This window comes from Pseudoponticoccus marisrubri (assembly GCF_001482405.1).
Classification (GTDB): Bacteria; Pseudomonadota; Alphaproteobacteria; order Rhodobacterales; family Rhodobacteraceae; genus Pseudoponticoccus; species Pseudoponticoccus marisrubri.
The window spans coordinates 213,529-225,470 of record NZ_LPXO01000003.1; the positions used below are offsets into that span (position 1 = coordinate 213,529).

Annotated in this window: 11 protein-coding genes; 6 read left to right on the forward strand and 5 right to left on the reverse strand. The window is 69.6% G+C overall.

Translation table 11 applies throughout. The features are described from left to right. Nucleotides 1-88: 88 nt before the first annotated feature. The gene (locus AVJ23_RS07045) at nt 89-1,249 is read left to right on the forward strand and encodes a M20 aminoacylase family protein (RefSeq protein WP_058861458.1); all 1,161 of its coding nucleotides are present in this window, start codon (nt 89-91) and stop codon (nt 1,247-1,249) included. 26 nt (nt 1,250-1,275) lie between these two features. Continuing rightward, complete coding sequence (locus AVJ23_RS07050) at nt 1,276-2,439, forward strand: M20 aminoacylase family protein (protein ID WP_058861459.1); 1,164 nt, start codon at nt 1,276-1,278, stop codon at nt 2,437-2,439. Nucleotides 2,440-2,490: 51 nt separating this feature from the next. Here AVJ23_RS07050 and rsgA read toward each other — a convergent pair whose 3' ends face one another. Beyond that, complete coding sequence (rsgA, locus tag AVJ23_RS07055) at nt 2,491-3,534, reverse strand: ribosome small subunit-dependent GTPase A (RefSeq protein WP_058861460.1); 1,044 nt, start codon at nt 3,532-3,534, stop codon at nt 2,491-2,493. 247 nt (nt 3,535-3,781) lie between these two features. On the opposite strand from rsgA, the gene AVJ23_RS07060 reads away from it, so the two are divergent. The 3 genes from AVJ23_RS07060 to mltG all read left to right on the forward strand — a co-directional run bounded on the left by AVJ23_RS07060 (nt 3,782) and on the right by mltG (nt 7,220). Next, nucleotides 3,782-4,579, forward strand: coding sequence for a hypothetical protein (locus tag AVJ23_RS07060; protein WP_058861461.1), 798 nt, complete (start codon nt 3,782-3,784; stop codon nt 4,577-4,579). A 217-nt stretch (nt 4,580-4,796) separates the two neighbouring features. Further along, the gene (gene fabF / locus AVJ23_RS07065; RefSeq protein WP_058861462.1) at nt 4,797-6,059 is read left to right on the forward strand and encodes a beta-ketoacyl-ACP synthase II; all 1,263 of its coding nucleotides are present in this window, start codon (nt 4,797-4,799) and stop codon (nt 6,057-6,059) included. Between the two features lie 6 nt (nt 6,060-6,065). Beyond that, nucleotides 6,066-7,220 (forward strand): endolytic transglycosylase MltG, encoded by a 1,155-nt coding sequence (gene mltG, locus AVJ23_RS07070; RefSeq protein WP_058861463.1) that lies wholly within the window; start codon nt 6,066-6,068, stop codon nt 7,218-7,220. Nucleotides 7,221-7,384: 164 nt separating this feature from the next. On the opposite strand, the gene infC is transcribed toward mltG, so the two are convergent. After that, a complete protein-coding gene (gene infC, locus AVJ23_RS07075; protein WP_058861464.1) occupies nt 7,385-7,930 on the reverse strand; it encodes a translation initiation factor IF-3 in 546 nt (181 codons plus the stop codon). Nucleotides 7,931-8,126: 196 nt separating this feature from the next. Here infC and AVJ23_RS22780 point away from each other — a divergent pair, with 196 nt between their 5' ends. Next, nucleotides 8,127-9,581 carry a hypothetical protein gene (locus tag AVJ23_RS22780; RefSeq protein WP_058861465.1) on the forward strand — a complete coding sequence of 485 codons (1,455 nt, stop codon included), beginning with the start codon at nt 8,127-8,129 and terminating at the stop codon, nt 9,579-9,581. A gap of 140 nt (nt 9,582-9,721) precedes the next feature. Here AVJ23_RS22780 and AVJ23_RS07085 read toward each other — a convergent pair whose 3' ends face one another. From AVJ23_RS07085 to AVJ23_RS07095, 3 genes are all read right to left on the reverse strand, one after another. Beyond that, entirely contained in the window at nt 9,722-10,585 is an 864-nt protein-coding gene (locus AVJ23_RS07085; RefSeq protein ID WP_058861466.1) for a ferredoxin--NADP reductase, read from the reverse strand. Between the two features lie 188 nt (nt 10,586-10,773). After that, nucleotides 10,774-11,163 carry a DUF934 domain-containing protein gene (locus AVJ23_RS07090; protein ID WP_058861467.1) on the reverse strand — a complete coding sequence of 130 codons (390 nt, stop codon included), beginning with the start codon at nt 11,161-11,163 and terminating at the stop codon, nt 10,774-10,776. After that, on the reverse strand, nt 11,160-11,942 hold the full coding sequence (locus AVJ23_RS07095) for a phosphoadenylyl-sulfate reductase (RefSeq protein ID WP_058861468.1): 783 nt from the start codon (nt 11,940-11,942) through the stop codon (nt 11,160-11,162). Before AVJ23_RS07095 ends, AVJ23_RS07090 begins: the two co-directional genes overlap by 4 nt.

Genomic DNA, 11,942 nt, shown 5'->3' on the forward strand with positions numbered 1-11,942 from the left:
CTCCCGCACCACACATCCCTTGACGGCGCGGTCGCGAATATGCGGCCATGGCCTATCGGGCCATCTGCCCGCCAGCGAGGGGACGCCCATGCCGATCCGCAACCGTATCGCCGAGTGGCAAGAGGAACTGACCGCCTGGCGCCATGACCTGCACCGTCATCCCGAGCTGCGCTGGGAAGAGACACGCACGGCCTCCCTCGTCGCCGAACGGCTGCGCGGCTTCGGCTGCGACGACGTGCAGGAGGGGATCGCCAGGACCGGCGTCGTGGCGGTGCTCAAGGGGCGCGGGCCGGGGCCGGTGCTGGGCTTTCGCGCCGACATGGACGCGCTGCCCATCACCGAGGCGACCGGGGTGGCCCATGCCTCGACCCGCCGGGGGCGGATGCATGCCTGCGGCCATGACGGGCATACCACGATGCTGCTGGCCGCGATGCGCTACCTGGCCGAGACGCGCGGCTTCGACGGCACGGTGGTGGCGCTGTTCCAGCCAGCCGAGGAAGGCGGCGGCGGCGCGCGGGCCATGGTCGAGGCCGGCGTGTTCGACCGCTACGGGGTCGAGGCGGTCTATGGCATGCACAACCTGCCGGGCCTGCCCGCCGGGCAGTTCGCCATCAGGCCGGGCACGATGATGGCGGCGGCGGATTTCTTCCGCCTGACCCTGCGCGGTGCGGGCGGCCACGCGGCCATGCCGCACCAGGCGGCAGATACCAACCTTGCCGCCGCCTCGCTGGTGGTGGCGTTGCAATCCATCGCGTCGCGCAGCATCGACGCGCAGCAGCCCGTCGTGGTCTCGGTCACCTCGATGCGCTCGGACAGCGACACCTACAACGTGCTGCCCGACAAGGTCGAGCTGAAGGGCACGGTGCGCTACATGGCGCCCGGGCTCGGTGCGCGGATCCATGCCCGGATGGAGGAGATCGCCGAGGGCGTGGCCCGGACCCATGGCGTCACCGCGCGGCTGCGCTACAAATCGGGCGTCGCGCCCACCGTCAACACCGCGCCCGAGGCCGAGGCCGCGGCGCGGGCCGCCGAGACGGTCAGTGACGCGGTCTCGCGCGAGGCCGTGCCGCTGATGGCGGGCGAGGATTTCTCGGACATGCTTGCGGTCCGGCCGGGGGCCTTTATGTTCCTCGGCAACGGGGACAGCGCCGAGCTGCACAACCCCGCCTATGATTTCAATGACGCGATCCTGCCCATCGGCGCCAGCTGGTTCGCCGCGCTGGCCGAAGGGGCCGGGCGCCCCGGTTGAGATCGCGTCGCAACAAGGAGAGACACATGCCCGTCAAGAATCGCTTTGCCGAGCTGCAGGACGAGATCACGGCCTGGCGCCGCGACATCCACGAGAACCCCGAGATCCTGTTCGAGACGCACCGCACCTCGGCGCTGGTGGCCGAGAAGCTGCGCGCATTCGGCTGCGACGAGGTGGTCGAGGGGATCGGCCGCACCGGCGTGGTGGGCGTCATCAAGGGGCGCGAGACCGGCTCGGGCAAGGTGGTCGGCCTGCGCGCCGACATGGATGCGCTGCCGATCAACGAGGCGACCGGGCTGGACTATGCCTCCAAGACGCCCGGCGCGATGCATGCCTGCGGCCATGACGGCCACACCGCCATGCTGCTGGGCGCGGCGAAATACCTGTCCGAGACGCGCAATTTCGACGGCACCGTGGTGGTGATCTTCCAGCCCGCCGAAGAGGGCGGCGGCGGCGGCAAGGTCATGTGCGATGACGGCATGATGGAGCGCTGGGGCATCCATGAGGTCTATGGCATGCACAATTGGCCGGGCCTGCCGGTGGGCAGCTTCGCGATCCGGCCCGGCGCCTTCTTTGCCGCCACGGACGAGCTGCAGATCACCATCAAGGGCAAGGGCGGCCACGCCGCCAAGCCGCAGGAGACGGTCGACCCGACGCTCTGCGCGGCGCAGATCGTCACCGCGCTGCAAACCATCGTCAGCCGCAATGCCGACCCGGTCAGCCAGATCGTGGTCTCGGTCACCTCCTTCGAGACCTCCAGCCACGCCTTCAACGTGATCCCGGCCCATGTGACGCTGCGCGGCACGGTGCGCACGCTGGCACCCGAGAACCGCGACCTGGCCGAGGAGCGCGTCACCGCCCTGTGCGAGAACATCGCCCGCGGCTTCGGCGCCTCGGCCGAGGTGGTCTACAAGCGCAACTACCCGGTCATGGTCAACCACGAGGACCAGACCGATTTCGCCGCCGACGTGGCGCGCTCGGTCGCGGGCGAATGTGCCGATGCGCCGCTGGTCATGGGGGGCGAGGATTTCGCCTACATGCTGGAAGAGCGCCCCGGCGCCTATATCCTGGTGGGCAATGGCGACACGGCGCGCGTCCATCACCCCGAGTACAATTTCAACGACGAGGCCATCCCGGCGGGCTGTTCCTGGTGGGCGGGCATCGCCGAGCAGCGCATGCCGCTGGGCTGACCGGCGGCGTGCGGGCAGGGGGTATTCCCTGCCCGCGGGCGCGCGCGTCGCTCAGCCCGCGCGGTTCGGGTCGCGCTTGCGCCGGCCCTTGCTCTGGGCGCCCTTGACCATGCGGGCAAAGCCCTTCTGCCGGGCGCGCGCCTCGGCCACGGTCTCGCTGTTGTAGAGATCCTCGCGCCGCAGCTTCTCCCAGCGGCGCAGCCGCTCGGGGTCGAGCGTGCCTTGGGCGATCGCCCCCTGCACGGCACAGCCCGGCTCTTCGGCATGGCGGCAATCCGAGAAGCGGCAGCGCGCGGCCAGTTCCGAGATATCCTCGAACACCTCGTCGATGCCCTCCTGCATCTCGGTCAGCTGCAGCTCGCGCATGCCCGGCGTGTCGATCAGCCAGCCGCCCGCGCGGGTCGGCACGAGGCTGCGGAAGGTCGTGGTGTGCCGCCCCTTGGCGTCATCGGCGCGGATGCCCTGCGTGGCCGCCGCCGCATCGCCGCTGAGCGCGTTGCGCAGCGTGGTCTTGCCCACGCCCGAGGAGCCCACCAGCGCCAGGGTCTGCCCGTCGCGGCACCACGGGTGCAGGCGGGCCACCTCTTCCGGGTCGGTGGCGTCCAGCGTCAGCGCGGTGACCAGCGGCGACAGGCGCGCAGCCTGCCGGCGAAAGCCCTCGGCCGTGTCGCTCTGGTCGGCCTTGGTCAGCACCACCAGCGGCAGGCAGTCCGCGGCCAGCGCCATGGCAAGGTAGCGCTCCAGCCGCGAGGGGTTGAAATCGGCGTTGCAGCTGGTGACGATGCCGAGCGTGTCCACGTTGGCGGCGATGCGCTGCACCCGGGCCTCGCGCCCCGCGGCGCGGCGGGCGAGCTCGGTCCGTGCGGCCAGCCGCGTGAGGGCGCGCCCGTCTTCGCACAGCACCCAGTCGCCCACCGCATAGGCGCCGGCGGGCTCGGTCGGGATGAGCGTGATCGCGCCGTCCGGGCCAAGCGCGCGCAGCCGGTCGCGCTGCACCTCGGTCAGGCGGGCAGGGGTGAGGGAGGCCGCGCCGGGATCCACCTGGCGGGCAAAGTGATCCGACCATCCCAGGTCGGAAAGCGTGGATTTGGTCAATGATCTGGTCCCGTAGTCATCACGATGGGGCCCGCTGCGGGGCGCAGCGGGGACGTGAGGCGCGGGCCGGTGCCGTCAGCTCAGAGCGGCGCGGCCCGAAGGCGGGTGACAAGCTCCATGATCATCCTCCGCAATCCGGGAAACTGGCCGCAGGATATGCCGGCAGGCGACCCTCCGCAAGCCCGCTGGCCTTCCGCCGGCCAAGTTGCTAAGGGCAGGCGGATCGCAGAACGGGCCGGGACGGGACATGCAGCGCGTCAACATCATGTGCATCAAGTGGGGCACCGCCTTCGGCCCCGAATATGTCAACCGGCTCTATTCCGGGGTGCGCCGGCACATGACCCGCCCGCTGCGCTTCATGTGCATGACCGACCGGGCCGAGGGGCTGCATCCCGAGATCGAGGTGCTGGACCTGCCGGTGGAACCCTTTGCCGAGCCGATGAACGCCGCGCTTGCGGTGGCCAACCGGCAGGGCGCGATGCGCAAGACCTCGCTCTTCCGCCCCGGGCTGGTGCCCGACCTGGAGGGGCCGGTGCTGGGCTTCGACCTGGACGTGGTGATCACGGGATCGCTGGATGCGATCCACGACCTGGCCCCCGGCACCGTCGCCATGCGCCATGACTGGACCGAGAAGCGCAAGGGCCGGCCCACCGGACATGGCTCGGTCTTCCGGTTCGACCCGGCGCAGCACGGCTTTCTGTATGACGATCTGGCCGCGAACCCCTATGCCGAGGTCGAGGCGGCGCGCGGCTCGGAGCAGCGCTATACCTCGCACAAGGCGCTGGAGCGCGGGGTTTTCACCTATATCCCGGGCGATTGGGTCGTGTCGTTCAAGTATGACTGCAACTCATTTCCGCTGAACTACCTGCGCGCGCCGCGCCTGCCCGACGATGCCCGCGTGGTCTGTTTCCACGGCCATCCCAAGATGGACGAGGCGATCGACGGCTATGCCGGCTCGGTCATCCGCCGCTCGCGGCCCTGCGACTGGCTGCGCGAGCATTGGATCGAGCGGGCGCGGGACGATCTTGGCGGCGACTGGGCCTGACCGGGGGCGTCGGATCCGTGGCGCGGGCGGGAGCGAGGGGCCGGCCCCTCGCGCTCCTCGGGATATTTTCGGACCAAAGAGGGGGCAGGCGCGTTCTGGGGCGATGATGCCCTGGGCGTGCCGAATTCCGCCGAGCCTGCGGGCCGGCCCGCTCTTGCCCCCGGAGGCCGGGTCACGGTAAGAGCGTTTGCGAACGAATAACAGGAAGGGCAGAGCCATGGCACGTCGCGTTGTGGTCACGGGGTTGGGACTTGTCACGCCGCTGGCCTGCGGGGTCGAGGAAACGTGGTCGCGGCTGCTGGACGGGCAGTCGGGCGCCGGCACGATCTCCAAGTTCGATGCCAGCCACCTGGCCACGACCTATGCCTGCGAGGTCCCCTATGGCGACGGGACGGACGGGACGTTCAACGCCGATCTCTACATGGACAAGAAGGAACAGCGGAAGGTCGACGAGTTCATCCGCTTCGGCATAGCCGCGGCCGAGCAGGCCGTGTCGGATGCCGGCTGGAAGCCCGAGTCGGAGGAGGACCGGCTGCGCACCGGTGTCATGGTCGGCTCCGGCATCGGCGGGCTGAACGCCATCGCCGAGACGGCCTACCTGATCCGCGACAAGGGCGCGCGGCGCGTGTCGCCCTTCTTCATCCCCGGCGCGCTGATCAACCTGATCTCGGGCAACATCTCGATCAAGTACGGCTTCAAGGGGCCGAACCACGCGGTGGTCACGGCCTGTTCGACCGGGGCGCATGCGATCGGTGACGCGGCGCGGCTGATCAAGTATGGCGATGCCGAGGTGATGATCGCCGGCGGTGCCGAGGCGGCCATCTCGGAGATCGGGATTGCCGGGTTCAACGCCTGCAAGGCGCTGTCGACCAAGCGCGGCGATGCGCCCGAGACCGCGAGCCGCCCCTATGATGCCGATCGCGACGGGTTCGTGATGGGCGAAGGCGCGGGCGTCGTGGTGCTGGAGGAATACGAACACGCAAGGGCGCGTGGCGCGAAGATCTATGCCGAGGTCTGCGGCTACGGCCTGTCGGGGGATGCCTATCACATCACCGCACCTTCCGAGGATGGCGAGGGCGGCGAGCGTTCGATGCGCGCGGCGCTGCGCGATGCCGGGCTGGAGCCGGCGGCGCTGGACTACATCAACGCGCATGGCACCTCGACCATGGCCGACGTGATCGAGCTGGGCGCGGTGGAGCGGATGCTGGGCGATGCGGCCGGCACGGTCACCATGTCCTCGACCAAATCCTCGACCGGGCACCTTCTGGGCGCGGCCGGCGCGATCGAGGCGATCTTCTCGATCCTCGCGATCCGCGACCAGGTGGCGCCGCCGACGATCAACCTCGACACCCCGGCGGTCGAGACCGCGATCGACCTGGCGCCCAATGCCAAGCGCGAACGCGCGATCTCCTATGCCCTGTCCAACTCCTTCGGGTTCGGCGGCACCAATGCCAGCGTGATCTTCGGGAAAACGGAGTAAGCTTTCATGTGGCGCAACATCGCCTCGAACGCGCTGACCTTCCTGGTCGTCGCGGTCTTTCTCTTGGGCGGCGTGCTGATCTGGGCGCAGAGCGAATACAGCGCCGAGGGGCCCTTGCCCCAGCCGATCTGCCTTGACGTGCCGCGCGGCACGAACATGGGTCGCGTGTCCGAGAACCTGGCCGAGCGCGGCGCGATCAAGAGCGCCGTGCTGTTCCGGCTGGGCGCGGATTACACCGACCGGACGCAGCAGCTGAAGGCGGGCAGCTATCTCGTGCCCGAGGGCGCCTCGATGTCCGAGATCACCGATATCGTGACCCGCGGCGGCGCCTCGACCTGCGGTACCGAGGTGGTCTATCGCATCGGCATCACTCGCGCGACCGTGCAGGTGCGCGAGATCGACCCCGCCACCGGCCGCTACGAGGAGCAGGCGAGCTTCGATCCGGCCGAGGGCGCGCCCGACATCTATGCCGAGGTGCGCGCTGCCGGCGACACCCGCTACCGCGTCGCGCTGGCCGAGGGCGTGACCAGCTGGCAGGTGATCGAGGAGCTCAAGCAGGTCGACATCCTCGAGGGCGAGGTGGACGTGCCCGAAGAGGGCTCGCTCGCGCCCGACAGCTACGAGATCACGCCGGGCGACACGCGCGCCGCGCTGATCACCCGCATGCAGGACGCGCAGGAGCTGCGCCTCGCGCGGGCCTGGGCCGAGCGGGCCGATGACCTGCCGCTGGAGACGCCGCAGGAGGCGCTGATCCTGGCCTCGATCATCGAGAAGGAGACCGGCGGCCCCGAGGAGCGCCCGCAGGTGGCCAGCGTCTTCGTCAACCGCCTGAACCGCGGCATGCGCCTGCAGACCGACCCCACGGTGATCTACGGCATCACGCAAGGAGAGGGGCCGCTGGGCCGCGGCCTGCGCCAGTCCGAGCTGCGCGCGCGGACCGAGTACAACACCTACGTGATCGACGGCCTGCCGCCCACGCCCATCGCCAACCCGGGCCGGGCGAGCATCGAGGCGGCGCTGAACCCGGCGGACACGGATTACATCTATTTCGTGGCGCGCACGCTTGATCCGTCGGACGGGCACAACTTTGCCACCACTTTGGATGAGCACAACCGCAACGTGGCCGCCTACCGCGCGCTGGAGCGGGCCCGCGACAACTGAGGCCCCTTTGGGCCGGCCCATCGCGGGCCGGCTTTTTCCGGGCCGCCCGTCCGACCACGTGACCCCGGGACATGAAAAAAGGTGCGCCGCCATTGGGCGGGGCACCTTGTCATCATCGTCGCGCGTGTCGTGACGGGCCACTAAAGGCCGGCCCGGATCCCGGTCTACCGGGCGGAGGGCCCGATCATCATGACCATCTGGCGGCCTTCCATCTTGGGCATGTTCTCGACCTTGCCGATTTCCTTGACGTCCTCGGCAATGCGCTGAAGCAGGTTGCGCCCCAGATCCTGGTGCGCCATCTCGCGGCCGCGGAAGCGCAGCGTCACCTTCACCTTGTCGCCGTTCTCGAGAAAGCGGAAGACGTTGCGCATTTTGACGTCATAGTCATGCGTGTCCGTGCCGGGACGGAACTTCACTTCCTTGACCTCGATGGTCTTCTGCTTCTTGCGGGCCTCGGATTCGCGCTTTTGCTGTTCGTACTTGAACTTGCCGTAATCCATGATCTTGCAGACCGGCGGATTGGCGTTCGGCGAAATCTCGACGAGGTCCAGTCCGGCCTGTTCGGCCAGCTCCATCGCGCGGGACGGGGGAACGACCCCGACATTCTCGCCCTCGGCTCCGATCAGGCGGATTTCGGGGGCGCGGATGCGGTCGTTGACTCGGGGGCCTGTGTCGCGCGTCGGGGGCGCGTTGTGCGGTCGGCGGGCTATTGGAGGACTCCTTTTCCAATGCGGATCAGGTCGGCAGGGTAAACACGCCGCAGACCTGTTTCAAGCGACAAATCGCCGGTGTTTTGCCGCGCTGCGGCGCTTTGGTCTTGCAGTGACCGGGTCAGAAGGTCACATCTCGGGCAGTGCGCGCGCGAACGGGTGTCGGGCGTTGGTGTTTTAACGGAGGGACTCTGACATGAGAAACCTGATCCTGGCGATCGTGGCGGCTGTCGTCGCCGTGGGCGGCTACCTTTGGTATTCCGGCCAGACGGCCGAGGATGCGGCCGAGCAGGCCGCGGTGACGGCGGACGAGGCGGCGGATGCGGCGCAGGAAGCGGCCGAGGATGCGGCGGAAAGCGCCTCTGACGCGGTGGACGCGACGGCCGATGCCGTGGCCGACGCGGTCGAGGCCGCCGACGAGGCGGTGAACGAGGCGGCCGAGAACGTGGCCGATGCCGTGGACGCGGCGACCGAAAGCGCCGAGGCGGCCGTTGATGCGGCTTCCGATGCGCTGGACGCGGCGGCGGCCGACGTGGCCGATGCGGCCGAGGCCGCGACCGATGCCGTGGACGCGACCGCCGATGCGGCCGCCGATGCCGCGGCGGACGCGGTCGAGGCTGCCAGCGCCGCGGCCGATGACGCCGCCGAAGCGGCGGATGCCGCTGTCGATGCCACCGTCGCCGGCGCTGCCGATCTGGCCGAGGACGCGCAGGAGCAGGCCGACGCGGCCGCCGCCGCGGCCGATGCGGCGGTCGAAGATGCCGTCGAGGCGGCCTCGGATCTTGCCGATGCCGGCGCCGATGCAGCCGCCGATGCGGTGACCGACGTGGCCGAAACCGCGCAGGATCTCGCCGATGCGGCCTCCGACGTGGCCGATGACGCGGTCGAGGCCACGGCCGAGGCGGCGGATGAGGCTGCCGAGGCGACCGAGCAGGCCGCGGACGCCACGGCAGAGGCCGCGGATGACGCGGTCGAGACGGCGACCGATACGGCCGAGGCCACCGCCGAGGCGGCGGACGAGGCGGTAGATACGGCGGCCGAAACCACCGAAGAGGCGGCCGAAGCCAATGCCGAGGCAGCGGATGAGGCGGTCGAGACAGCGACCGACACGGCCGAGGCGACCGTAGAAGCGGCGGAGGACGCGGTCGACAGCGCGGCAGAGACCACCGAGGAAGCGGCTGAAGCTACGGCAGAGGCGGCGGACGAAGCGGTCGACACCGCAGCCGAAACCACCGAGGAAGCGGCTGAGGCGACTGCGGAAGCGGCGGACGAGGCGGTCGACACCGCGGCAGAGACCACCGAGGAAGCGGCCGAGGCGACTGCGGAAGCGGCGGACGAGGCGGTCGACACCGCGGCCGAGACCACCGAAGACGCGGCCGAGGCGACCGAGGAAGCCGCGGAGAGCGCGGCCGATGCCACGGCGGATGCGGCCGAGACAGCGGCGGAGGCCACCGGCGAGGCGGCCACCGATATCGAGGAGCTGCTGACCGTCGAGGGTTTCGATTACGACCAAGTGGCCGAGTATATCGAGAACTCCGAGCTCAACCAGATCGCCAAAGCGGCCGCGCAATCGCTGCTGCAGCAGGTGCAGGACGACCCCGAGGCGCTGCAATCCACGCTGGAAAACCTGCGCGAGCAACTGGGTCTCTGACCCCGTTCGCCAGACGCAGCATCATGATGCCACGCCGGATCCCCGGCGTGGCGTTTTTTTTTGCACGATGACGGTGCCGCATGAAAAAGCCCCCGATCCGGGCCGCGGATCGGAGGCTCTGTCGACGAATGGTTCGCGGCTCAGTCCAGGAAGGCCTTCTCGACCACGTAATGCTTGGGATCGGAATTCGCGCCCTCCTCGAGCCCGTATTCCTCGAGCATCGCCTTCAGTTCGAGGTTGAAGGCCAGGTTGCCGCAGATCATCGCGCGGTCGGTCTCGGGCGAGAGCGGTGCGACGCCGAGATCCGCAAAGACCTCGCCCGAACGCATCAGGTCGGTGATCCGGCCCATCTTGGGGCTCTCCTCGCGCGTGGTCGTGGGGTAGTAGCGGATCTTGTCGGCAAACCCTTCGCCCATGAGCTCGGCCAGCATCTCGTCCTGCCGGATCTCCTCGATCAGCTGGGCGCCATAGGCCAGCTCGCCGACCTCGCGGCAGGTATGGGTGATGATGACCTCGTCGTAATCCTCGAAGGTCTGCGGCTCGCGCAGGAGGCTGGCAAAGGGGGCGAACCCGGTGCCGGTGGCAAAGAGCCACAACCGCTTGCCGGGCAGCAGCGCGTCATGCACCAGCGTGCCAACGGGCTTGGGGCGCAGGATGATCTGGTCGCCGGGCCGGATATGTTGCAGCTTCGAGGTGAGCGGGCCGTCCTGCACCTTGATCGAGTAGAATTCCAGCTCGTCATCCCAGGCCGGCGAGGCGATGGAATAGGCGCGCAGCAGCGGCTTCTGCTTGCCCGTCTTGGGGTCCGGGTCGCCCATCAGCCCGATCATGACGAACTCGCCAGAACGGAAGCGCAGGCTGGCCGGCCGCGTGCAGCGGAACGAGAACAGCCGGTCGGTCCAATGGGTCACCTGGGTGACGGTCTGGGCGTCGGGCACGGCCAGCTTGCGGGGGGCGCGGGCCTCGGTGGCGGTGGCGTCGGTCACGGGCGTCATCTCTGTCATGGTATCCTCTGCCGATGCGTCTAAACCGGCATCCCTTATCTAGCTTTGATCTGCATCAGGTGAAAGGCGACGCGGGCGCGCAGGCGCGCGCCGCCGCCCTTCGGGCGGCGCAAGGCGCTTGCAAGCGCCTTGAACGCGGGCGGCAGCCCGCGTCGAAGCGCCTTTGCAAGGCGCTTGGCCGCCCGGGATCAGGCGGTGCCGCGCAGGCGGGCCTGGTAGTCATGCGCGCGCCAATCGGCGCGGAAGACCCATTGATCCTCGGGCTGGCGGCTGGCCAGCGCCGCGTCGATCTCGACCTCGTCGAACCCGGCACGCCGCGCCATCGCGTATTGGTCGGCGATGACATGGCCGCGGGCACGCAGCCGGCCGCGATAGCCGCGCAGCCGCAGCAGTCGCGCCAGGGTGAAGCCGCGCCCGTCGGCGAAGCTGGGGAAGTCGATGCGGATCATCTCGACCGCCTCGTCCGGGGCCAGCGTGGCGGGGTCGGTATCCGAGGGCAGGTCCAGCGCCCGCGCGCCGTCGAAGCCCCCTGTCCAGTCGTCGGCGGCAAAGCCGGTATCGGTCACGATGACGCTCATGCGCGCTCTCCTTGTCTGACGGCGCGGCCCTCCACGAAATGGATGCCGCATTCTTCCTTGTCCTCGCCGCGCCAGCGCCCGGCGCGGGGATCTTCGCCCTCGGCCACGCGCGAGGTGCAGGGCTGGCAGCCGATCGAGGGGTAGCCGCGCGCCACCAGCGGGTGCCGGGGCAGGCGGTTCTCTTCCATGTAATGGCGCACGTCCTGAGGCCCCCAATGGGCCAGCGGGTTGACCTTGATCCGGCCCGTGGACTCCTCCAGCTCGAAGAAATCCAGCGTCGCCCGGCTGGCGCTCTGGTAGCGCTTGCGCCCGGTGATCCAGCCGTCGAAGCCCTGCAGGGCCCGTTCCAGCGGCACCGTCTTGCGCAGCGCGCAGCAGGCATCCTTGTCCGACAGGCGCAGCGCGCCATAGGGATCGCGCGCCTCGAGATCCCGCGCCTCGGTGCGGATGATCCGCACGTCGTCCAGCCGCAGCCGCTCGGCCACCTCCTGCTGGTAAGCCAGCGTCTCGGTAAAGAGCAGCCGCGTGTCGATGAAGATCACCGGCGTCGCCCGGTCGACCATCGCGACCAGATGCAGCAGCGCCACGGATTCGGCCCCGAAGGAGGAAACCATGGCGATGCGCCCGGCCTCGGGGTCGCGCAGCGCCCCCTCCAGCACGGCCGTGGCGCCGTGATGGCGGTAACGCGCGTTGAGCGTGGCCACGCGGGCCCGCAGCGCCGCCCGGTCCGGTTCGGCCGGGGCGGGCCCGGTGGCCTTGGTGGTCAGGGCAGGGGGCAT